23 protein-coding genes are annotated in these 22327 nt (G+C 67.9%); 11 read left to right on the forward strand and 12 right to left on the reverse strand.

Features of this window, described 5'->3' with window-relative positions; all coding sequences use genetic code 11:
* The first annotated feature begins 15 nt into the window (after nucleotides 1-15).
* Nucleotides 16-828, forward strand: a complete 813-nt coding sequence (locus LTV02_RS10145; RefSeq protein WP_233039751.1) for an SAM-dependent methyltransferase — start codon at nucleotides 16-18, stop codon at nucleotides 826-828.
* A gap of 72 nt (nucleotides 829-900) precedes the next feature.
* Here LTV02_RS10145 and LTV02_RS10150 read toward each other — a convergent pair whose 3' ends face one another.
* Nucleotides 901-1509, reverse strand: a complete 609-nt coding sequence (locus LTV02_RS10150; RefSeq protein WP_233039752.1) for a GNAT family N-acetyltransferase — start codon at nucleotides 1507-1509, stop codon at nucleotides 901-903.
* A 4-nt stretch (nucleotides 1510-1513) separates the two neighbouring features.
* Nucleotides 1514-2470 (reverse strand): MBL fold metallo-hydrolase, encoded by a 957-nt coding sequence (locus LTV02_RS10155; protein WP_233039753.1) that lies wholly within the window; start codon nucleotides 2468-2470, stop codon nucleotides 1514-1516.
* 47 nt (nucleotides 2471-2517) lie between these two features.
* Here LTV02_RS10155 and LTV02_RS10160 point away from each other — a divergent pair, with 47 nt between their 5' ends.
* On the forward strand, nucleotides 2518-2934 hold the full coding sequence (locus LTV02_RS10160; protein ID WP_233039754.1) for a MerR family transcriptional regulator: 417 nt from the start codon (nucleotides 2518-2520) through the stop codon (nucleotides 2932-2934).
* A gap of 4 nt (nucleotides 2935-2938) precedes the next feature.
* Here LTV02_RS10160 and LTV02_RS10165 read toward each other — a convergent pair whose 3' ends face one another.
* Entirely contained in the window at nucleotides 2939-3349 is a 411-nt protein-coding gene (locus tag LTV02_RS10165; RefSeq protein ID WP_233039755.1) for a nitroreductase family deazaflavin-dependent oxidoreductase, read from the reverse strand.
* 71 nt (nucleotides 3350-3420) lie between these two features.
* Nucleotides 3421-4734: a cytochrome P450 gene (locus LTV02_RS10170; protein ID WP_408639349.1), complete on the reverse strand. Its 1314-nt coding sequence runs from the start codon at nucleotides 4732-4734 to the stop codon at nucleotides 3421-3423.
* A 144-nt stretch (nucleotides 4735-4878) separates the two neighbouring features.
* On the opposite strand from LTV02_RS10170, the gene LTV02_RS10175 reads away from it, so the two are divergent.
* Both LTV02_RS10175 and LTV02_RS10180 read left to right on the forward strand, forming a co-directional pair.
* Nucleotides 4879-6015 carry an epoxide hydrolase family protein gene (locus LTV02_RS10175; RefSeq protein ID WP_233039757.1) on the forward strand — a complete coding sequence of 379 codons (1137 nt, stop codon included), beginning with the start codon at nucleotides 4879-4881 and terminating at the stop codon, nucleotides 6013-6015.
* A gap of 98 nt (nucleotides 6016-6113) precedes the next feature.
* Nucleotides 6114-6683: a DUF308 domain-containing protein gene (locus tag LTV02_RS10180; protein WP_233039758.1), complete on the forward strand. Its 570-nt coding sequence runs from the start codon at nucleotides 6114-6116 to the stop codon at nucleotides 6681-6683.
* Nucleotides 6684-6697: 14 nt separating this feature from the next.
* Here the strand turns inward: LTV02_RS10180 and LTV02_RS10185 are convergent, their stop codons facing one another.
* Nucleotides 6698-9994 carry a hypothetical protein gene (locus LTV02_RS10185; RefSeq protein ID WP_233039759.1) on the reverse strand — a complete coding sequence of 1099 codons (3297 nt, stop codon included), beginning with the start codon at nucleotides 9992-9994 and terminating at the stop codon, nucleotides 6698-6700.
* Between the two features lie 38 nt (nucleotides 9995-10032).
* A complete protein-coding gene (locus LTV02_RS10190; RefSeq protein WP_233039760.1) occupies nucleotides 10033-10920 on the reverse strand; it encodes an SPFH domain-containing protein in 888 nt (295 codons plus the stop codon).
* A 100-nt stretch (nucleotides 10921-11020) separates the two neighbouring features.
* Between LTV02_RS10190 and LTV02_RS10195 the strand changes: the two genes are divergently transcribed.
* Together LTV02_RS10195 and LTV02_RS10200 are read left to right on the forward strand one after the other, a co-directional pair.
* Complete coding sequence (locus LTV02_RS10195; protein WP_233039761.1) at nucleotides 11021-11239, forward strand: hypothetical protein; 219 nt, start codon at nucleotides 11021-11023, stop codon at nucleotides 11237-11239.
* Between the two features lie 8 nt (nucleotides 11240-11247).
* Complete coding sequence (locus LTV02_RS10200; protein WP_233039762.1) at nucleotides 11248-12186, forward strand: hypothetical protein; 939 nt, start codon at nucleotides 11248-11250, stop codon at nucleotides 12184-12186.
* On the opposite strand, the gene LTV02_RS10205 is transcribed toward LTV02_RS10200, so the two are convergent.
* Complete coding sequence (locus tag LTV02_RS10205) at nucleotides 12158-12862, reverse strand: TetR/AcrR family transcriptional regulator (protein WP_233039763.1); 705 nt, start codon at nucleotides 12860-12862, stop codon at nucleotides 12158-12160. The genes LTV02_RS10200 and LTV02_RS10205 overlap by 29 nt on opposite strands.
* A gap of 91 nt (nucleotides 12863-12953) precedes the next feature.
* Between LTV02_RS10205 and LTV02_RS10210 the strand changes: the two genes are divergently transcribed.
* Complete coding sequence (locus LTV02_RS10210; RefSeq protein WP_233039764.1) at nucleotides 12954-14540, forward strand: FAD-dependent monooxygenase; 1587 nt, start codon at nucleotides 12954-12956, stop codon at nucleotides 14538-14540.
* Nucleotides 14541-14753: 213 nt separating this feature from the next.
* Nucleotides 14754-15947 carry a DUF418 domain-containing protein gene (locus tag LTV02_RS10215; RefSeq protein ID WP_233039765.1) on the forward strand — a complete coding sequence of 398 codons (1194 nt, stop codon included), beginning with the start codon at nucleotides 14754-14756 and terminating at the stop codon, nucleotides 15945-15947.
* Here LTV02_RS10215 and LTV02_RS10220 read toward each other — a convergent pair.
* From LTV02_RS10220 to rox, 4 genes are all read right to left on the reverse strand, one after another.
* A complete protein-coding gene (locus LTV02_RS10220; protein ID WP_233039766.1) occupies nucleotides 15908-16747 on the reverse strand; it encodes an NAD(P)H-binding protein in 840 nt (279 codons plus the stop codon). The genes LTV02_RS10215 and LTV02_RS10220 overlap by 40 nt on opposite strands.
* A gap of 99 nt (nucleotides 16748-16846) precedes the next feature.
* Entirely contained in the window at nucleotides 16847-17206 is a 360-nt protein-coding gene (locus LTV02_RS10225) for a VOC family protein (protein WP_233039767.1), read from the reverse strand.
* Nucleotides 17207-17264: 58 nt separating this feature from the next.
* Nucleotides 17265-18101, reverse strand: coding sequence for an alpha/beta fold hydrolase (locus LTV02_RS10230; RefSeq protein ID WP_233039768.1), 837 nt, complete (start codon nucleotides 18099-18101; stop codon nucleotides 17265-17267).
* Between the two features lie 122 nt (nucleotides 18102-18223).
* Complete coding sequence (gene rox / locus LTV02_RS10235; RefSeq protein ID WP_233039769.1) at nucleotides 18224-19651, reverse strand: rifampin monooxygenase; 1428 nt, start codon at nucleotides 19649-19651, stop codon at nucleotides 18224-18226.
* 249 nt (nucleotides 19652-19900) lie between these two features.
* Here rox and LTV02_RS10240 point away from each other — a divergent pair, with 249 nt between their 5' ends.
* The 3 genes from LTV02_RS10240 (at nucleotide 19901) to LTV02_RS10250 (ending at nucleotide 21823) form a co-directional block, all read left to right on the forward strand.
* Entirely contained in the window at nucleotides 19901-20410 is a 510-nt protein-coding gene (locus LTV02_RS10240) for a hypothetical protein (protein ID WP_233041543.1), read from the forward strand.
* 152 nt (nucleotides 20411-20562) lie between these two features.
* Nucleotides 20563-20868, forward strand: a complete 306-nt coding sequence (acpM, locus tag LTV02_RS10245) for a meromycolate extension acyl carrier protein AcpM (RefSeq protein ID WP_233039770.1) — start codon at nucleotides 20563-20565, stop codon at nucleotides 20866-20868.
* A gap of 43 nt (nucleotides 20869-20911) precedes the next feature.
* Nucleotides 20912-21823 (forward strand): MerR family transcriptional regulator, encoded by a 912-nt coding sequence (locus LTV02_RS10250; protein WP_233039771.1) that lies wholly within the window; start codon nucleotides 20912-20914, stop codon nucleotides 21821-21823.
* Here the strand turns inward: LTV02_RS10250 and LTV02_RS10255 are convergent.
* A complete protein-coding gene (locus LTV02_RS10255) occupies nucleotides 21805-22233 on the reverse strand; it encodes a GlcG/HbpS family heme-binding protein (protein WP_233039772.1) in 429 nt (142 codons plus the stop codon). The genes LTV02_RS10250 and LTV02_RS10255 overlap by 19 nt on opposite strands.
* Nucleotides 22234-22327 lie beyond the last annotated feature (94 nt).

Raw genomic sequence — 22327 nt, forward strand, 5'->3', positions numbered from 1 at the left:
CGGAAGGGTAAAGGGGTGCGAGACTTGAACATCGACGCCATGCGAGCACGGCAATCCCGGCCTAGTGTGGCGCGCGTCTACAGCTACGTGCTCGGCGGGCGTGACAACTATGGGGTTGACAAAGAAGTCGGTGACTTCTTCATGGGCGATCTGCCCGGTTCCGAGCTACTCGCGATCACCAATCGGCAGGCCATGTTGCGCGCGGCGCGCAATATGGCCAATGTCGGTATCACGCAGATCATCGATATGGGCTGTGGCCTGCCCACCGATGTGAATGTCCACGACGAGTTGCGCAAGGTGCATCCGGACGCCCGCGTGGTCTATGTCGACAATGATCCGTTCGTGGTGGCGCACGGTCGTGCGCTGCTCGCGGTCGATGACAATATCGCGGTCTTCGAGGCCGAGGTGGGTGATCCGGCGAGCATTGCCGGAAACCCGGAAGTGCAGCGGCTCATCGACTTCGACCAGCCGGTCGGGATCATCTTCGGGGCCGTGCTGAGCTTCCTGGAGGACAAGGAAGACCCGGCCGGAGTGGTGCGCTACTGGGCCGAGCGCCTGGCGCCCGACAGCCGCGTCTACATCTCGCACTTCCGCACCGGGCACACCCAGAACCGGGAAGCCGCGGCCACCGAGCGCAAGATCCTGGAGGCGTTCGGGCGCGGTACCTGGCGCACCGATGCCGAGATCGAGGCCATGTTCGGCGATTTGGAACTGCTCCCGCCGGGTGTGCAGCCGTGCGCGGAGTGGCAGCCGGATGCCTCGGCGGTCGAGCACGAACTCAATGACTACGAACTGCTGATCGTCAGCGGGATCGCCCGCAAGGCATAGCTTTTCGACCATGCTGTGCGGTGGGCGCGAACCGGCGCTCATCGCACATCGTCGTTTCGGCGCACCGCCGCGTCAGCGCGGCTTGCGCCACATCGGCCACAGGAGCGGCCCACCCGCGGTGGCATCCAGCTCGCCGGTCACCTCGAAACCGAAACGCTCGTAATACGGCACGTTCTCGGGCTTGCTCGATTCCAGATACGCGGGCACGCCCTCGGCATCACACCGATCCAGGCGCGACGCCAGCAGCGCGTGCCCGTAACCCAGGCCCCGGGCGCTCGGGAGCGTGCCGATCGCCTGCAAGTACCAGTGCGGTTCGCGCGGATGCGCCGCCGCCATCACCTCGGCCAGCTCCCCGGCCGCGCCCAGCCGCCGCCCGAAAGCGCGGATCAGGTTCGGCAGCGAACGCAAGGTCGAGGCCTGCGAGGCGTGCCATTTCCCGGGCGGCGCCCAAAGCGTCGCTCCCGCAATCCTTCCGGCATCATCCTGCGCGACCTCGACGCCGCCGAGCCCGAGGAAATGCGTCCGCGTCTGCCCGGCGAAGAGCTGTGCGGCGCGCCGCGGCCGGGCGCTGTCGTCGGGGATGAGCCATTCGAACACCGGATCGTCGGCGAAGGCCAGCCCGAGCACCCGGGCCAGCTCTCGAATATCCGTTTTCACTGCGGGACGAACGGTGACATCCATGTCCTCACGGTACTGCTTCGGCTGCGCCGGCATGCCCCGCCGCGAGATGTCCGGCGGCGGCGTGATCGTGGGTGGGGACGATGCGCACGGTATCGCGGACCAGGTGCAGGCGGTGCAGGGTGCGGAAGGTCTCGTCGCGATCGGCGTCCACGAATCGGCCCGGCAAAGCCGACTTCTGCCGGATCTCGGTGACCTGCAAGGCATCCCAGGCGGCGTCGCCGGCCAGCAGTACCCAGCCGCGCGCGGTGTGGGCCAGCACGCCGATACTCCCCGGGGTGTGCCCGGCCAGATCCACCAGCACCACGCTGCCGTCGCCGAACAGGTCGTGACTGCGCTCGAAGGTCAGGACGGGCGGACCATCGAGTTCGTATTCGACGATCGGGCGGTCCAGCAGCGAGTCCCGGACGCCGCCCGCAGGCGCTACCGTGCCGCCGGCGATCCACTCGTGCTCGACGCGATGCAGGTGCACCGGCAGCCCCGGCAGGTCCAGTAGCCCGCACACGTGATCCCAGTGCGCGTGCGTCGGCAGCGCGAAATCCGGTGCGGGCAGGGCGGGTTCGCGGCGCAGCGCCTCGACGGTGGGCAGGGTGGCGGCGGGCGGGCGCACCACGCGGCGCAGCAGCGGCGGCAGCTGGGCGATGGCCCGGTGCTCGGCATCCACGCACACGCTCGGGTCGACCAGGAAGGTGGCTTGCGGATGCCGCACGACGAAGGTGGTCAGGGCGGTCTCGATGTGGCGCGGCTGGAAGACGCCCTCCACGATCATGGCGGTCGGTACCGGGCGGCCGACCTGGGGGAGCGCGGTGACCCGCACCGTATTGCGCGGTGTGGGCAGCCCCGCGTCGGTCAGTGAACGGAGGAACCGCTCGTCCCGGGGGCGCGGGCGGACCATGCCGTGCAGCAGACCCGCTGCGGCGGAGCAGCATTCGGTGAGGGTGGGATTGCGGACTGGATCGGACATGACCGAACGCTAATACTTAAGGTCGACATGAAGTAAAGGGGCAAATCATGAACAGCACCACCTTGCTGAAGATCGGCGATGCCGCCGCGGCGCTCGGGATCGAGGCGCACGTGCTGCGGCATTGGGAATCGGTCGGGCTGCTCGCGCCGCCGCGCACCCCGGCGGGCCATCGCGGTTACGACGAGCAGACGCTGTATCAGGCCCGGCTGATTCGCATTCTGCAGCGAACCGGGCTGTCATTGGACCAGATTCACGCTCTGGGCCGCACCGACCTATCGGGCCGTCAGGAGCTCATCGCCGCACGCCGGGCCGAGATCCAGGAACGCGTCGTCGTGCTGCGGCGCACCGACCTTTTCCTCGAGCATCTGCTGAGCTGCCATCATCCGGTGATCTCGGAATGCCCGGAGTGCGCGGACTTCGCCCGGTCCGATCGCACCGGGCCTCGTCCGCTGGTTCGCGATTGACCCGTCAGTCCTGCCGGTGGGCGACGAACACCGGGATCACCCGGGTAGTGTTCGCCTCGTAGTCGGCGAACTGCGGCATGACCTCGACCATGCGGGCGTAGAGCGCGTCCCGCTGCGGACCGGTCACGACTTCGGCCTTGGCGCGGAACTTCTCGACGCCGATCTCGATCTCGAACTCGGGATTGGCGCGCAGATTGTGGTACCAGGCCGGGTTCTTGTCGGCGCCGCCATTGGAGGCGATGAGCACGATGCCGTCGCCGTCTCGCACGAAGACCAGCGGATTGGTTACCGCGCGACCGGATTTCGCGCCGATGGTGGTCATCAGCATCATATTGTCGCGGCCTTCGAACGGGCCGCCGACCTTGCCGCCGTTGGCCCGGAACTCCGCGATCACGCCCGCGTTGAAATCGTTCATCAGCACTCTCCTTGTCGATCGTCTCCGAGGCAGCAACCACCCCGGAACCGACCTCATTCCCGAGCCGATGATCAGAGCGCGGTCACCCGGATGGGCGCGCCGTGCGCGGGGACATGGGTGATATTGCGGATCTTGGCGCGCTCGCCCGCCGCGCCGTCGGGCAGTTCGAGGCGATAGCGCGTCAGCACTTCGCGCAGCACCGCGGTGCCCTCCATGAGCGAGAACCCGGCCCCGATGCAGCGCCGTACGCCGCCGCCGAACGGGAGCCAGGCATTGTGACCGACGCTGCCGTCCAGGAACCGGTCCGGCCGGAACGCGGTGGCGTCCGGATAGTTCGAGGTGCTGCGATGCGCCAGCAGGATCGAGGTGGAGACCACGGTGCCGCGCGGCAGGTCCAGGCCGCCGATGGTCAGGTCGCGGGTGAGTTTGCGGCCGGTGGCGGCGATGACGGTGTGCCGCCGCATGCCTTCTTTCAATGCCGCTTCCAGGTATTTGTCGTCGCCCTCGCGGGCGGCGCGGCGCGCGGTGTCCTGGACGACCGGGTCGGCGGCGAGTTCGTGCAGCGTCCACGACAGCGCGGATGCGGTGGTCTCGTGCCCGGCCAGCAGCAGGGTGATGAGCTGGTCGCGCAGTTCGGCATCGGAAAGCGGTGTGTCCGAGGGATGCTCGCCCGAACCGACCGCGAGCAGCCGCGACAGCACATCGGTGCGCCGGTCCAGGTCCGGGTCGGCGCGGCGGGCGGCGATCTCGCGATAGAGCAGCTCGTCGATCGCCCGCTGGGTGTCGCGGAAGCGCTTCCACGGCCCGAAGCGTTCCAGGCGCGGATACTTCCAGCCCAGGAACACGATCGGATTGAGGTTCACGATCTGGCGCAGGCGCGGGGCGAGTTCCGCCCGCCGGCGCGCGTCGGTCAGCCCGAACACCACCCGCATGATGACCTCGAGGGTCAGATCGTTCATCTGTTCCAGGCTGTGCACGGTCGAACCGGTGGCCCACCGCTCCGCATGCTCCTTGGCGATGGCCTCCACCATGCCCCGGTAGCCGCGCAGCGCCGAACCCGCGAACGCGGGCATGAGCAGGCGGCGCGACCGGGCGTGTTCGGCTTCGTCGGTGAGCAGCAGCGAATGCTCGCCCATGACGTACAGCAGCAGCCGATTGCCTTCGCCCGCATGCAGATCCGCGGGATCGGCCGCGAAGATCTCGCGAATGTGCTCGGGCTTGGAGAACACCACCACGTGCGATGCGTACGGTTCGATCAGCCGCAGCGTGAACACCTCGCCGTAGCGGCGCGCCGATGCGATGAGCAGCGGGGCGCGCCATTTCGCGTACAGCAGAGTCTGAATGGCGCGCGGCACCGGCGGACCGGGCGGATAAGCGAGGTTCACGTGATCGTCCCTTCGCGCACACCGCATCGGCGCGGCAGCTTTCCCCTGTGGTCCAGCCTAGATCGCGGCCGCCGATCCGAGAACGGTCCTGCCGCCGCGGAACTAGGACCGGTGCTGACCTACACGGTTCCTATCGTGGAAGGCATGACGAATATCGAGCCCTTCCGAATCGCGGTCCCGCAGCACGATATCGACGATCTGAACGCCCGCCTGGCCGCGACGCGCTGGCCCACCGAACTGCCGGGCGTGGGCTGGGATTACGGCATCCCGACCGAGTACGTCCGCGAACTGTCCGACTATTGGCGCACCGGGTACGACTGGCGCGAGCACGAAGCGGAACTCAACGCGCACCCGCAGTTCGTCACCGAAATCGACGGCCGGCGACTGCATTTCACGCATGTGCGTTCACCCGAAGCCGATGCCCTGCCGCTGGTGCTCGTGCACGGCTGGCCCTTCGAGGATTTCAGTGAGGTGATCGGTCCGCTCACCGACCCGGCCGCCCACGGTGGCGATCCCGGTGACGCCTTCCACCTGGTCATCCCGACCCTGCCCGGATTCGGTTTCTCCGGTCCCACCCGGCGTCCCGGCGACGCGGCGACCGACCGCAGCGCCGAATCGATCGCGAAACTCATGTCCGCCCTGGGTTACTCGCGCTACGGCGCACAGGGCGGTGACGCCGGTTCTTTCATCGCACCGCAGCTCGGCCGGATCGCCCCGCAACACCTGGCCGGTATCCACCTCAACGACCCGATCACCATCCCGTCCCGGGACGACGACGGGTCGTCCTACAGCCCGGAGGATCAGGAAAAGCTCGCCAAGCTGTCCGACTGGTCCAGCCAGGACACCTCGGGCTACGCCGGAATCCATTCCACCCGCCCGCAAACCCTCGCGCCCGCCGTCAACGATTCCCCGGCCGGCCTGCTCGCCTGGGTCCTCGACGTGGTCAACACCTACAAGGATCCGGCCAAGGCCACGCCGACGGACGCCATCGACCGCGACCTGCTGCTGACCAATCTCTCGATCCTCTGGTTCACCGACACCATCGGCTCCTCCATGCTGCTCTACAAGGAGTCCCAGCAGTGGGGCGCGGACCTCTCCAACTCCGGAGTGCCGACCGGCATCGCGCTCTTCCCCGGCAACAAGACCATCCGCGGTTCGGCCGAAAAGCAGCACACCGTCACCCACTGGTCGGAATTCCCGCGCGGCGGCCACTTCGCCGCCATGGAAACCCCGGACCTGCTCACCACCGACCTGCGTGAGTTCTTCCACAAGCTCCGCTGAGGCCAGGGGCCGTTTTCGCGCCGTTCTGCACCCGGTGCGGACATGCCGTTGGCGCAAAGAGCCAGGTAAACGGATATTCCGGTCATATCATTGAGTCCATGCCCACCAATCGGATCGAGGGGCGGATCACGGTGTTCGCCGACTGGGCTTGGCAAGCGCTGCTGGTCAGCGGCGCCTGCTCGGTGCTACTCGGTGTGATCACCATGGTCTGGCCGAACAAGAGTGAAACCGTGCTGGGCACGCTGGCGGGCCTGATTCTGCTGGCCACCGCCGCCGTGCAGTTCGTGGTGGCCTTCGGCGCGCACATCGCCACCGCGCTCAAATGGCTGGAGTTCTTCGCGGCCGTGGCGGCGACGGTGCTGGCGCTGTGGTCCTTCAGCAGCGGACAGTGGATCTCGTTGCTGTCCTTGTGGATCGGTATGGGCTGGATGATCCGGGGCATCGTGCAGGCCATCGCCGGCGCGTGGTCGGAGCAGCACGCCGGATCCGGTCGTCAGGAAGTCCTGGGTCTGGTCACCGCCGCTATCGGCATGATCCTGGCGGTCGGACCGTTCCAGACCGCGACCGCGTTCTCGGTGGCGGTCGGGTGCTGCGTCGCGGCCCTCGGCGTCAGCGAGATCCTCACCTCCGCTCAGCTGATCGTCCCGCAGCGGTCCGCGACGACCTAGTTCATTCCCGGCGGTCATTCCGAGGCGGTGTAGACGGAACCTGCGGCGCGGCGCACGTCGGTGTCGGGGTGCGCGCGGAGCGTGAACAACAGGTCGGTCCACGGGTTCGTCCAGCCGAAGCGCTTGCCGCACTGGGCGATCAGCGGGACCGCGGCCAGTGCGGTGGTGTGCCGGGAGCTCGAGGCCAGAGGGGCCGCGAGCGCGGTCCAGGAGCCGGCCGGGATGTTGTCGAATTCGGAGGCGACTCGTTCGCTCAGGCGATCCGCGGGCCGGCCGGTCAGGATGCCGGTCGCGTAGGGGGCCAGGGCATCGATGGCCGATACCGTCGCTTCCGTCTCGGTCCAGCGCACCGCGGCCATCGCGATGTCGATGAGATGCGGGTGCCAGAACGGATCCGCGGCCAGCAATGCGATCACCGGCGGCGCGGCGGAGCGCGCGGTGTCGCTCACCCGGATGGTGGCGGCGAGGAAGTCGAGCAGGGCCGAAAGCCTTTGGCGGGCGGGCAGATCGCGGTCGGGAAGCGTGACCGTGGAGTCTCGGAGCACGGTGACGGCGGTGGTGAGGGCGGTGGGATCGCCGTCTTCGACGAGCGCGGCCAGCAGGGCGCGACCGGCCTCGCCCCAGAGTCCGACGACGTTCAGGTCGGTGAGCAGACCGACCAGGAGATCACCGGTGCCCGGCGGGGTCCAGCGATGCCAGCGGGTGAGGGCGTTCAATGCCTGGCGAGCGATACGCGGATCGGGAGCGGCGGCCAGGTCGCGGAGGAATGCGGCGAAGCGCGGGCGTTGCGGGGGCGGCAGCAGGCCGGGGGTGATTTCCAGGACGGCCGTGGCGGATTCGGGGTCGGCGGCCGCTTCGGTGAGCAGCTGCCAGGCCGCCGTCCGGTCGAACAGGGAACGGGTGGCGAAGACGGCGGCCCGGCGCACATCGCGATGGGTATCCGGGCGATTCCAGACCTCGGTGATGGTGTCCATCGCATCGGGGGCGCGCAGGGCGGCGAGCAGGCGCAGGCCTTCCTTCGCCGCGGTCACCTTCCGCGAATCCACCAGGGGCGCGAGCGTTCCGGAGAGTTCGTCGGCGGAGATGTCACGAGCGCACGCGGCGATCGCGCTCACCGCGACCCGGGCCCGGTCACCGTCGACGAACCCGGACAGCAGCGCGATGGCACGGGCCGGTTCATCGCTGGAACCCAGTGCGGTCAGCGCGGCCTCCACGATCACCAGATCGGGTGAGTTCAGGTGGCCGTACAGCCAGGTGAAACTGCCTGGCAGTCGGCCCAATTGCCGCACGGCGCCGGCGCGCTCGTACAGGCCCGCGGTGGTGCTGCGGGCATAGGTGTCGAGCAGCCGGGCGTAGCGTTCCACCTGCGCGGGCGGCCAGTTGCCGAAACCGGTGGCGAACATGGGCACGAAGCGGATCTTCTTGGACAGGAACCGGCCCGCGGTCGACTTGCTCAGCAACAGGTCGAGCAGGTCGGTGCGCCGGTAGGCGATCAGGTTGCGGACTTCCGGGAGGGCGATGAGCGAGCGGTCCCGGCCCAGGATCTCGTCCAGATGGGCGTCGCGGGTGGCCGGATTCGCCAATGCCAGTGGGAGTGCGCGGCGGACGATGTCGTCACTGTGGGCGGAGCAGGCGCGTACCAGCAGGCGCTGTAGTTCCGGGAGGGCGAAGGCGCGGCGGTCCAGTCCGGTCGCCAGGCGGATCGCCAGGTCCCAGCGGTCCCGGTCGGCGTCGGCGCGCAGCCGTGCGCTCAACGCCGCGTACAAACGCTGTTCGGCTCCGCGGGGCAGATTGCGGTGCAGCCCATACAGATTGACGGTGCTCGACAGTTCCGCCAGCCGGGTCAGCATCCGCAGCGAGACGTCGGTGTAGGCGGTGTCGCCGGTCGCGGCGCCGCGCAGCAGCAGGGTGCGGGCGAGTTCGCCGACAGCGGAGGTGGTCTGGTAGGACCGGTCGCGGGCTTGCAGGGCGTCCTCGGCGAGCTGTTCCAGAGCCGGGAGATGCGCGGTGCGCCACAGCGAGGCCGGAATCTTGTTCACCGCTTGTAATGCGCTGCTGCGCACCGGATCCTGTTCATTGCGCAGCCGTCCCAGCATGCCGAGCATGGTTCCGACGACCTCGGGGTCCCGGCTGCCGGCGGCGGCCGTGGCGAGCCGCGTGTACGCCAGGGCGCGTTCCTCGGCGGTCGGCCGCCGGATCGCTTCGGCCAGCCGCGGTTCGGCTTCCGGCCACGGCAGCCGGGCGTGCAGCGCATCGGCTACTCCGGGTACCTCACTGCCGGGCCGGGCCAGCAGGCTCCGGACCAATTCGATGCGTTCGCGCCGGGGAATCGCGTCGAGGACGGCCAGATCCACCAGGGCGGGTGCGAGCCCCGGCCGGGCGATCAGCGGACCCGCGAGTGCGGCACGACGGGCCGGCGGCAGCGTGGTCAGGAACCGCTGCCGCCGATGGACGGGGCAGGCGCGATAGAGCTCGGCCAGCCGCTCGTCGGGCAACTCGCGCATGGCACGCCACAGCGCAGGACCCGCCAAGCCCCGGCCGTTGCCGGTGGGATGGGTGATCAACCGGTGGACCGCGTCGGCGTCATGGCGTGCCAAACGTCCTGCCACCGGGTTCAATTCACCGATCGGAATCCATTCCACGGCCCGCGCGGACAGCGCCAGCAATCGATCCGGATCGAATTCCACGGCGGCCACGGCATCGGCGGTGAGCCGCCCCCACCATTCGCGCCAGTCGTCGCGTCCCGCGTCGGCGGCCATCGCTTCGACCTGCTCGAACACCACCTCGATATGCCGGTGACCGAGCACCGCCCAATTCGGAACGGCATAACCGAGTTCCGGCAGCAATGCACGCACCGTCGCGGCCGGACAGTACGGCAGGACCCGCGCCGCTTCACCGTCCCCGAACAGGGTTCGCAGTTGCGGCAGCAGGGCGGCGGCCAGCTCTTCCCGGTCCCCGGCGGCCAGGGCTCGGCGGATGTATTTGCGCGTGCGATGAGACAGGTGCGCCAACCTGCCGGACACCACCGCCGGTTCCACGCCCATTCGCACCAGCGCCGCCAGCGCGCGATTCACGCAGCCCGGATCGGCCGAATCCAATTGGGCGAAAAGGTGATCGCGCGCCCCGCCCAGCTCGGCCATCCGGATCGCGGTGAGCCGCTCGTACCGGTCCCCGCCACCGAGTTCGGCGAGCAGCCGATCCAATTCGGCCGTGCCCGCCAGCCGCCGCGCCTCGCCCGCGATCGTATGCAATCGCCGCGGCACCGACATGCTCGCCGTCGACTCCAGCCACCGCTTTCCCGCACCAGTCACGCCCGCCACGTTACAAAGATCAACCGGCGGTCGCCGGTTCAGCGCGCCGGAATGGTGGTGGCCAGGCCGGTGCCCGGCCAGCACTGGAATCCGGTCGGCAGCTGCTTGCCGCTGTTGAGCATGTCCAGGCATTTGGAGACGAGCACGTTCGGATCCTTCAGCGATTCGGCCAGGATCCGGTTGGCCTCGGCTTCCGCGGCGGCGGTCTTCTGCTTCTGCTCGGCGATGCGGGTGTCGGCGATCTGCGCCTGATACGCATTGATCTTCGACTGGGTCTGCTGATCGAAGTGCACGATCGAGATGATGACGTTCTGCACCTCGATCTGCGCGCCGATCTTGACCTGTAGCTTGTCGGTGGCCTGCCCCGACAGATCGGTCAGGTTCGGCCCGCCCGCGTTCTGCGGTTCCAAGGGGTTGTAGGCGGCGAAGATCTCGTTGAGCGTGGCATTGAGCTCCCGCGTCACCAGGCTGTCCTTGATATTGGCGATGGTGTGATAGTCGCGGAACAGTGCGTCCGCGGCCGCGTGATGGATACGCCAGCGCACCGTATTGTCCACGCACGCCGTGGAATTATTGGCCAGCCGGATGGCGCTCCCGCCCGAGCACCGGTCGTCCTTGAAGCCGCCGATCTGGTTATTGGTCTGAATGGTGCCGTCGAGTTCGGGCACCTGCTGCCACGGCCACACCGCGTGCAGGCCGTTCTCCTTGGTGCCCACCGGTTTCCCGAACGAGGTCACGATGCCGACATTGCGGGTGGAGACGATGCTCAGCGACGACATGGCCAGCAGGATCAGGCCGGCGACGACGCAGCCGAGCGCGGTCAGCAGGGTTGAGCCGCGGCTGGCGTACGGACGGCCACGCCGGCTCAGCAGCACGAGTACGGCGGCGCCGAGAAAGACGACGGCGAACAGGAACAGCCACGGCATGGCGTACTCTCCTCGGACGGTGCGGTCGGGCGAGACCAGCTTGGCACGGGAGTCGGTGAACGGCCGGTGTTCCCAATCGAATTCGGATAGTCTGGACGGCGTGTCGGAGATCGAGCGACTATCCGTTGTCACTCGCGTGCCCCGCACCGATATCGCCGCACTGGGGGATCTCGACGAGGGGGACTACGCGGTATTGCGCGCGGCCTGCGAACACGCCCTGGATTTGCGGGAACGCGAGTTGAGCGCGGCCATCGACAAGGGTCTCGGCATGGTTCCCGCCCTGGTGCGCAATGCGATCCGGCGGTTACTGCTCTCCTGAGGCGAATCATGACCAGTTTGGCGGCACGTGCGGAAGTGGTGAAACTGGCGCGCGAATTGCACACCGCGCCCGAGGATCTGGAGTTTCTGCTCGAATCGGATCCACAGGCCGTGCGGCAATTCCGGCGGGGCCTGCATCGCGGTTTGGACGCCAAACACCGGCCCATGTTCGATCGCCTCGCCAAAGCCAGTGCGCTGCTGCCGAATTCCCTGGCGGTGACCATCGCTACCCGGTTCTTCGGACCGGTGCTGTGCGGCATGATCGCCCCGTCGCTGAGCCCCGAACGCGCGCAAGCCCTCATCGGTCACGTGCCCATGCGATTCCTGGCCGACCTCGCACCGTACGTGGATCCCGAGGCCGCCACGCCCATTGTCAGCGCCTTGGACGTCGAGGTGATGGTGCCGGTCATGCGGGAGATGCTGCGGCGCAAGGACTATGTCACGCTCGCGCGCTTCCTGGTCGCGGCCACCGACCAGCAGTTGCTGGAGGTGCTGCCGCACATCGACTCGGGTGCGGACATGCTGCTGGTGGCGTTCAATGTCGAGCTGGACACGGTGTCGGACCGGTTCGAAACGGTCATGGCGGCGCTGCCGGAAGAACGCATTCGCGAGATCATGCAGGCGGGTTACGAACAGGACATGGTGGTGGAGGCGCTGACCTTCCTGCAATTCCTGAGCACCGAGACGCTCGGCCGGGTGGCGGACACCATCGCGGAGATGGACACCGAGATCCTCACCCACATGGTGGAGACCGCCCATCGCGAGAACGCCTGGGCGGAACTGATTCCGATCACCCTCGCCATGTCCGAGAAATACCGGATGCGGCTGGCCGAGCTGGACGTCTGGGACGAGGAGAAGATCGCGGCGATCACGCGGGTGGCCGAGCGCAACGGATTGTCCGCCGAACTCGAGCAGCTGATCAACGCGGCGGAGGAGTCGCGCGACTGACCCCGTCGAGAACGCAGGCCAGCCCGAACGCGAACTGCTCGGCCGGCCCCGGATCCTCGGCCTCGAGCACCCGCTTGGCCAGATGCGGGTACTCACCGGATTCGATGACCGCGCGCACGTACGGCCCGACGCTGGCCCGCCATTGCTCCTCGGTGAGCCCGGTGCGTTGCTGCACTTGGATTTCCGCGAGTTCCTGGTTGACCGCACCGAAGACGTACGACATCACGGTCTGGACGATTTGCGAGGCCAGGGTGGCGTCCGAGGTCAGCGGCGTGACCGCGGCCAGTGCTCGATCATGGCGGCGCAGCGCGTTGGGGCCCAGCGCGGGACGGCCGGACAGCTCGGGACCGAGCCAAGGGTGCCGCAGCAGGGTCGCGCGCAGCTGGTTCGCCAGTTCGGCGAGGTCGGCGCGCCAATCGCCCGAGGGTTCGGCGAGCGCGGTCTCGCCCTGTACGGCATCGATCATCAGATCCAGCAGTTCGTCACGATTGGCGACATAGCGGTAGAGCGAAGCGGTGCCCGACCCCAGATCGGTCGCGACCCGGCGCATCGAAACCGCGGGCAGCCCTTCGGTATCGGCGACCGCGCAGGCGGCCCGCACGATGCGATCCACGCTGGGCGCCCGGCGCGCGGGTTCGCGGCGGTCCTTGCTCCACACCAACTGCGGGTCGGTCATCGGCGTCCTCTCCGGATTCGTTGCGCACAGCCTAACACTGTGGTTACGGTGTAACCAGTACGGCTACGGTGTATCCATAAGGAGATTTGCGATGGCGGACAAGCACGTTCCGGTACTCATTGCCGGTGGCGGATCGGTCGGGCTGGCGACGGCCCTGTTCCTGGCGGATCGCGGGGTGCCGCCGCTGGTGGTGGAGGCGCAGGCCGGGCCGTCCACGCATCCGCGCGCCACCGGACTGGGGTCGCGCACGATGGAGATGCTGCGGGCCCTCGGGCTACAGGAGGCCGTGAACGCGGTGAGCGTGGACATGGTCGGCGCGGGCCTCGGCAAGACCTACGCATACAGCCTGGCCGCCACCGATTTCGGTGCCATGCCGGTGGTGGCCACCGCGCGCAAGGCATGGGGGAAGGACGAGGTGAGTCCGGGCCGCACCCGCGGCACCTGCCCGCAGCATCGGCTGGACTCGGTCCTGCTGCCGGCCGCGCGGGAACGCGGTGCGACGCTGCGCTATTCGACCCGCCTGGCATCGCTCACCCAGGACGCGGACGGCGTGCACGCGGTGCTCGACAGCGGGGAGACGGTGCACGCGGACTATCTCATCGGCGCGGACGGCCTGCGCAGCACGGTGCGCACGGCAGCCGGCATCGGCGTCAGCGGCCCCGGACCGCTCGGAAAACCCATGGTGAGCATGCTCTTCCGTGCCGACCTCACCCCGTACCTGGCCGGTCGGCAGTTCGTGACCTGCAATATCGAGAACCCCGGCGTGACCGGAATGATGGTGACCGTCGACGGCGAGAAGGAATGGATCCTGCACGTCGCGGCCGCCGAGGAGAAGGTGTTCCCCGAGGCGCGCTGCCTGGAATTGATCCGGGCCGCGATCGGCGACGACACCGCCGAGGTCGAGTTGGTGAGCGTACTGCCGTGGCGGCCGCGCGGATTCCTGGCCACCGCATTCCGCTCCGGCCGGATCTTCCTGGTCGGCGACGCCGCGCACGCCATCCCGCCGATCGGCGCGTTCGGGCTCAATACCGGTTTCGCCGACGCGCACAACCTGGCCTGGAAGCTCGCCGCCGTCGCGCACGGCCAAGCCGGACCCGCGCTGCTGGACACCTATGCCGCCGAACGGGAACCGGTGGTGCGAATGACCTTCGAACAAGCCCTGCTCCGATCCGCCGACGCACGCCTGCACTGGGACGACAGTCCCGAAACCGTCGCCGAACGCATCGCCAAGGGCGTACTCAACGCGCCGGTCGTACACCTGGGCTACCGCTACGACTCGACCGCGATCATCGGCGCGAACCCGGAACTGCCCTCCACCGAAGACGTTTCACTGACGCTGGACGGCACACCCGGTTCCCGCCTCCCGCATCGATGGATCGAGCAAGCCGGACGCACCGTCTCCACCCTCGACCTGATCGGCCCCCTGTTCACCCTCTTCACCGCCGACGAGCATTGGGCGCGGGCAGGGGAGCAGCTCGAAAACCTCACCGTGCGCCGCATTCCCGCCGACGACGCCGCCTGGATCGGCAGTCTCGGCATCACCGCACAGGGTGCAATGCTGGTGCGACCCGACCACATCGTCGCCTGGCGCACCACCGAATCCGCCACGCGCCCGGCCGAGGAACTCGCTCGGCTCCTGAATCGGCTGTGCGCACAACCGGACCCGCACCGGGACTGAGCATCCGTTCGACAATCATCGGCTCGTGGATGCGTGAGAACCAGGTTGACGGCGTGCGCAACGGGCGCTGATCGGGCTTGCATACGCCGCAGGGTTGCATCACCCGCAACCTTGCGGCATCCCCAGGGATGAGTGTCAATACCGCTGAGGTCGAATCGATTTCCGGTCCGGCGGTGGATGTCGCGGGACCGGCGGCGACCGTACCGTGACGATATGTCCGTTCAGGCCGTCTCACCCGTCGCCGCCGGGCGGCGCATCGGGGAGGTCGATACGCTGCGCGGGTTCGCGCTCTTCGGCATCCTCGTCACCAATACCGTCGTCTTGACCATGCTGATCTCGTTCCAGGGGACGGGCACCGATCTCACGGCCGGATTCGACGGCGGCTGGGATCGTTTCGGGTACGCCGTCATCGAGGGGCTGTTCCTCGGGAAGTTCTATCTGTTGTTCGCGTTCCTGTTCGGCTACTCGTTCACGCTGCAGATCGCGGCGGCCGAACGGGCGGGGGCGCGGGCGGTGCCCCGGCTGTTGCGGCGCAGCGGGGCGCTGTTCCTGATCGGGCTCGCGCACGTGATGTTCCTGTGGCTGGGCGACATTCTCACCCTGTACGCCGGATTGTGCGTGCTGCTGATCCTGTTCCGGAAGGTGCGCGCCCGCACGGCTCTGATCACCGGGATCGTGCTGTACGCGCTGTTCATGGCGCTGGCCTTCCTGCCGTCCTCGGGCGGCGGCGATATGTCCGGGCTCGGCAATGTGCTGGACGTGGCGGCGATCCGGAACGGTTTCACCGGCGGCTTCGCCGACACCTTCCGCACTCAGCTGACCACCGCGCCGGTCTTCATGATCTTCACGTGGATCGGGCAGGGCGTTCCCGCGTTCGGCATGTTCCTGATCGGCATGGCCGCGGGCAAGCGGCGGGTGTTCGAGGACGCGGAGTTGCTGCGGCGCTGGACGCCACGCGCCCTGCTGCTGGGATTCGGTGTGGGGCTGCCGGTCGCGCTGGTCACCATCGTGCTGTGGACCATGAACGGCAAGGTGCCGACCTATTGGTATGGGCTGCAGGAGCTCTGCAATCCGCTGCTCACGCTCGGATACGTGGCGGGCACCGTGTGGTTGACGCGGTCGCGGTGGGCCGAGCGGGTGCGGCTGCTCGCACCGGCGGGGCGGATGGCGGCATCGAACTACCTCTTGCAGTCGATCGTGTTCATGCTGCTGTACACCGGATACGGGCTGGCGCTGGGGGATCGGGTGCCGCCGCTCGGGGTGATGGCCATTGCGGTCGTGATCTTCGCCGGGCAGGTGTGGCTGAGCGACCGGTGGTTGCGGCGGTACGCCTACGGTCCGGTGGAATGGGTACTGCGCGCGGCGACCTACCGGTCGGTTCCGGCTTGGCGGAAGTCCTCGGCGTGAACGGTGGCCCACTGGGCGAAAGTGCGTGGGGCGCGGGCGGTGAGGCGCTCCACGTCCGGGCGGACCACGGATTCGTCGATGGCGCCGCGCACATAGAAGTCGAAGAAGGCGTCCACGTATGCGGCCGGGGTGGTTTTCAGCAGCTCGGCCCGAGCCTGCTCGTCGGTCAGGCCGACGCATTCGAGCGGGCGATCCAGCACCTGGGCGAGCAAGGCGATCTGTTCGGCCGGGCGCAGCGCTTCCGGGCCGGTCGGGAAGACGAACTCGCCGTGTAATGCCTTGTCGCGCAGTGCGTGTGCGGCGACGGCGGCCAGATCGTAGGGGTCCAGGCAGGCGGTGCGGACCTGCGGGAACGGTACCCGGATGAGATCGCCTTCGCGCATTTGCGGCAGCCAGCGCAAGGCATTGGAATCGAAGGCGCTGGGGCGCAGGATGGTCCAGGTGGTGCCGCACCGCTGGGTTTCCGCCTCGGCGGCCATCATGTAGCGGGTGACGGCGTTCGCGGTATCGCCGGTTCCCGCCGAGACACCCGACAGTTGCACTATGTGCTCGACGCCGGCCCGGGCGGCGGCGGTGGCCACGCCCGGATAGCCGGGCAGCAGGAACACCGCGCGCACACCGGCGAAAACGGGCGCCAGCGAATCGGGTGCGGTGAGATCGGCGGTCACGGCTTCGACGCCGTCCGGCAGCGTGGCCCGCCGCGGATCTCGGACCGCGGCCCGGACCGGTTCCGGGCCGCCCGCCAGGGTGTGCGCCAACTCCGCGCCGACATTGCCGGTCGCACCCGTCACCAGAATCATCCGCCCTCACCTTCGCCCGTCCCCGCCCGCGATAAGGAATACCTGAAAATCGTACGCGGAGAATGGATCTCCACGATTCCTTTACGCGGAGCGAACGGATCAGGACAGGTTGTAGGCGACCGGATGACGCGGTTGATACAGCCCGACCTCGCCCGCACCGGGCACCAGGAAGCTGGTCAGCAGCCCCCAGCCGGCGTCGGTGACCTCGGCGGTGAACTCCACATCGGCCGCGCGCAGGTCGGCCACGGTGGCTTCCAGGTCGTCGCACATGAAATAGATTCCGGCGGTGCCGCTTTCGGGGGCGGCGGCCGGATGGACGGCCAGTTCGGCCGGCGGGGATTTGAAGATGAGCCAGCCGCCGCCCGCGTCCACATTCGGCAGTTTCAGCACATCGCGGAAGAAGGCACGCGCCCGATCGGCGTCGGAGGCGTAGAGGATGGTGTGCGCTCCGTTGATCATCCGCCGACGGTAGCAGGGGGCGGGGCCTCGTTCTCGCAGGTGAGGCGTGGGCCGCGCGTCAGCCGGCGGTGGGGATCGGGGTCAGCAGGGTTTCGGTCAGCAGGTGGGCGAAGGCCTCCGGTTCGTCGGTGAATCCGCTGTGGCCGCCGGGGAATTCGGTGACGGTCGTGCCGAGCCGGGCGGCGATCTCGGCGGCCGGGCGGGCCGGGAGCTGGGTGCCGGTTTCGCGGCCGGATGCCAGCACCAGGCGATCGGTGACGGTGGCGAGCGCTGCGTAATCAGGGACGTGCGAAGTGAACTGGCGCAGTTCGTGTTCCATCATGATCGGCGCGTTGGCGAACAGGCGGCCCAGCATGTCGGCGGCGCGGGGCGGGAGATCGGCCGGGTCGGGCATCGGCTTCATGGTGCCGCCGATGCCCTCGATGAATCGCGCACCCGCGGCGGCCACGCCCTCGGTGCGGAACAGGCGGTAGACCTCGTCCACAAACGCGCGCTGTTCCTCGGCGTCCGGCAATACCGCGAAGCAGGGCGGTTCGTGCGCGACCAGTTTGCGCACCCGGTCGGGGTGGCGGGCCAGCAGATCCAATCCGACGATCGCGCCGCCGCTGCCGCCGAAGACGTAGGCGGGCTCGTCGGTGAGGTGGGTGAGGAGGTGGTACGCGTCCTCGCTCTGCACCTCTACCCGCTGATCTTCGGGGCCGTTGTCGAGGGTGCTGCGGGAGTATCCGCGCGGGTCGATGGCCACCAGGGTGAAGTGCGCGGTGAGGATGTCGGCGATCGCGTCGACGATGGCCGCGTCGCCGCCGCTGCCCGGCAGGAACAGCAGTAGCGGGCCGGTCCCGCGCACTTCGTAGTACAGGTTCGCGCCGGGGACGCGCAGGGTCTCGGATCGCATGTGAACTCCTTGGTTCCGCATCAAACTATGACTCGTAGGTACTTTCCTAAGATACATAGGTTTGGCGGATGTGCAAAAGGGCGGCCCGGCTCGACCGGACCGCCCTTGCTCTTCGGAGCGGCTCAGTCGATCGCCGCTCCGAACCACTTGCCGAGATGCGTGCGCAGGTCGTGCTGATCGTCACCGATCCACGCCACATGACCGTCCGGTCGCAGCAGCAGCGCGGGCACGTCCAATTCCTCACTCACCTCGGCAATGTGGTCGACGCGGTCCGCCCAGCCGTCGACGGACAGCCCGCCGGTCTGATCGAGCAGCAATCCGCGCCCCGTCCGCAGCAATTCGTAGAGCCGCCCCTGCTTCAAAGGCACGTCCCGCAATCGCTTTCCGAGCAGTTCGGGCCCCTCGCCGAAGTCGTAGCGGATCGACACCGCGATGAGCCGCTCGAGCAGATAGCGATTCACCTCGTCGAAGTCCATCAGCTTCGCGACCAGGTTGCGCGCGGCCTGCGGGCCCGGTTCGAGGGTCGTCAATTCCACCTGTGCGCGCGTGTTCTCGAGTACGTCCGCCGCGACCGGTCGCCGTTCGCTCTCATAGCTGTCCAGGAGCGTGTCCGGAGCCCAGCCCGCGATCTCCGCGGCCAGCTTCCAGCCGAGATTGAAGGCGTCCTGCAGTCCGAGGTTCAGGCCCTGCCCGCCCTGTGGCGGATGAATGTGCGCCGCATCCCCGGCCAGCAGCACGCGGTCCGCCCGATACCGGTCGGCTAATCGTGTGGCATCGCCGAATCGGGACAGCCAATGCGGTGAATGCGCCCCGAAGTCGGTCCCCGCCCACACCCGCAGCTGCTCCTTGAGCTCGTCGAGAGTCGGTGGGACCGAACGATCTTCGGCCACCTCGGCCGCAGGAACGCCCACCCGATACCTGCCGTCCTCGAGCTGCATCGCACCGAACCGCAACTGCGTCTTGCGCACCTCGTTGACCACGGCCGTCACCTCCTCCAGCGGCGTGGTCAGCTCCACCTCACCGATCAAGGTGTCCACTCGCGAAGGCTCGCCGGGAAATTCGATGCCCGCCAGCTTCCGCACCGTACTGCGACCCCCGTCGCACCCGACCAGATACCGCGCCCGCACCCGCGCACCATCGCCCAACTCGACGTCCACCCCCTCGGTGTCCTGCCGCAATCCGGTCACCTCGCACCCGAACCGAATCTCCACCCCCAGCTCCGCCGCATGCTCGAGCAGCAACCGCTCGGTCACAGGCTGCGGCACCCCCAGCACGAACGGATAAGTCGTATCCAGCCGCTCCGGCTGCGGCTTCCGAATCCCCGCGAAAAACCCACCCACCGGATACTGCGTCCCCACCGCCAGAAACCGCTCCAGCAACCCCCGCTGATCCATCACCTCGACAGTGCGTGCATGCAACCCCAGCCCCCGCACCACTTTCGTAGGCTCCGGCTCCTTCTCCACCACAACCACATTCACCCCCCGCATCTTCAATTCACTCCCCAGCATCACCCCGACCGGCCCGCCGCCCACAACGATCACATCGAACATGAACACCCCATTCGCCAAAGTTTCTCGGAATTCCCGCAGGTACTGGCTTCGGCACGAGATTCTGCACCACCCCCGTCCCCTTGCCGCAAGCCCCCGGATGCGTTATATGTTGAAGAGGGAAGGAGAACACAACTCCTTCCTTTCGCATTTCACCCCGCCGTACGCGCAAGCGCTTCGTACAACCAATGATTGGCGGGAGTCGGTTGACCTTCGAGTTGGTTGAGGCCTGACGATGATCGCGTGACCGCCATGACCACAACAGCCGCAACGCCGGACCCCACGATGGAGGCGATCGGCGCAGCCGTAGGCATCGGACGGGCAGGCGATGTCGAGTCAGCTCGGCGCGATCTGCTGGCCATCTGGGAACAGATCGGCGTTGCGGGCGATCCGTTGCATCGTTGCACGCTCGCGCACTACCTGGCCGACCTCTACGAAGACCCCGCCGAATCGCTGGTGTGGGACGTCCGCGCTCTCGATGCCGCCGATGCCCTCACCGACGACCGGGCCCAGCAACACCATGCAGGCCTCCAAGTCGCTGGCTTCTACCCGAGCCTGCATCTCAACCTGGCCGACAACTTTCGTCGCCTGGGCGCGTTCCACGCGGCCGCCGACCACATCGACGACGCCGAGCAGCACACCGCAGCACTTGCCGACGGGCCCTACGGTGACACCATACGAACGGCTATCCACGAGGTGAAGCAGGCCATCGCTAACCGGGACACCGCCCGGCGAGCTTCCGCGCCCGGCCCCACCCGGTGACGCACAAGAACGCCGCGCCAATTCGCCTATGCTGATCGGCTTTTCGCGGAATGTGCGTTCCGTCACAGTCCCTTGATCCTCCACCCGACTGGAGGTCCTAGCGTATCGGCGAACGAATGACGCGTTCGTGATCGGCTTCGGAAGGGAAAAGAATGGCTACCACGCAGAACGAGATCGTCGCGGGCATAGCGCTGATCGTGGAAGAGGTTACGGGGATCGAGGTTTCGGAGGTGACGGTGGAGAAGTCGTTCGTGGAGGATCTGGATATCGACTCGCTGTCGCTGGTGGAGATCGCGGTGCAGTTGGAGGACAAGTACGGGGTGCAGATTCCGGATGAGGATATGGCGAGTTTGCGGACCGTAGGGGACGCGGTGACGTATGTGCAGAAGATGGAGGCGGAAAAGCCGGAGTTGGCGGCAGAGCTGGAATCCAAGTTCAAGGAAGGGCAGGGGCGGTGACGGAATCGCTTCCCACGACTTCGTGAGGTGCTCGATCGGTAAGTTGGTCGGAATCGGGGAATTGGCGCGCCGCACCGGGGTGGCGGTGCGCACTATCCGGTTCTATTGCGATGAGGGGCTGCTGGAGGTCACGCGTAGTGCGGGCGGGCATCGTATGTTCGATGGCGAGCGGGCGGCTGAGCGGTTGTTGCTGGTTCGCCGGTTGCGGACGCTGGGGCTGGGGTTGGATTCGATCGCTGAGGTGGTGCGCGGGCAGTGTTCGGTAGGTGAGGCTGTCGCGGCCGAAAGTGTGCGGGTGGAGGTCGAATTCAGGTCGCTGGCTTGGCGGCGGGCGGCGTTGCGTGCCGTCGAGGCGGCGGTGCCGGTGGAGCGGAACCAGCGGCTTGCGCTGCTCACCGCTGTGGAGGACGGTGCTGCGGCGTACCGGTGCCTGGTTCGGTTCTGGCAGCAGGTGCTCGCGCCGATATCGCAGCGGGAGGTCGACGGCTGGGTGGATTGGAATGTCCCGGAGCCACCCGCTGATCCTTCCGCCGAGGATGTCGTCGCATATGCCGAGCTGGCCGTGCTGGCGGCCGATGCGGGCCTGAACGGTGCTGTGCGGCAACAGCTCTTCCGGCATCGGCCGGAAACCATTCGGGATCTGCGCGGACTGTATTCCGAGGTGGGCGGGGTGATGGCGGACGTGGTGCCGCTGGTGTCCGAAGGTGTGCGTCCGCGGGGAGGCGCTGAACTCGACCGATACGTCGGAGCGCACGCGGGAGCGCGGGGTGAACGTGATTCCCCGCGCTTCCGCGAACAATTGCTCGGCAATGCCACCGACACCGACCGTCGGATTCACCGCTATTGGGCGTTGACCACCCGATTCCTCGGGCCGCGAATCACCGTCGGGCAGGCGCACAACTGGGTGTACGACGCCTTGGCCGGCTCGGCCGCCGCTCAGCCGACCGGCTCATAGTCACGCGCCACCAGATTGTCGACGCACGCTCGAGCCACTTCGACGTCCTGGTCGGCGGTGCCGCCGGACACACCGACCGCACCGATGACGCGGCCGTCGGGATCGGTGATGGGCAGTCCGCCGCCAAAAGTGATCAGTCCGTCGTTGCTCACCTCGATGCCGTAGATAGGGCCGTCGGGGCGGGACAGTTCACCGAGCGTGGCGGTCGGCATGCGGAACAGCAAAGCCGTCTTGGCCTTTCGATGCGCGAGGTCGATGGAGCCGAGCAGGGCGTCATCCATGCGGGTGAAGTGCAGGAGGTGTCCGGCCGCATCGACGATGGTGATGTTCATGGGGACGCCGAGGGCGGTGGCGGCGGCGTGGCCGGCGGTCGCGAGGCGGGTGGCGGTGGCGAGGTCGATCGTTGTCATGGGAATGACTGTGGCGCGGAACAGACGCCGCAAACAGGGTGGTGTGGTGGCCGGGGACCGCGTTCCTGGGGATGACAGCCCCAGGCAGCGGGCG

The organism is Nocardia yamanashiensis (assembly GCF_021183565.1).
Lineage (GTDB): Bacteria > Actinomycetota > Actinomycetes > Mycobacteriales > Mycobacteriaceae > Nocardia > Nocardia yamanashiensis.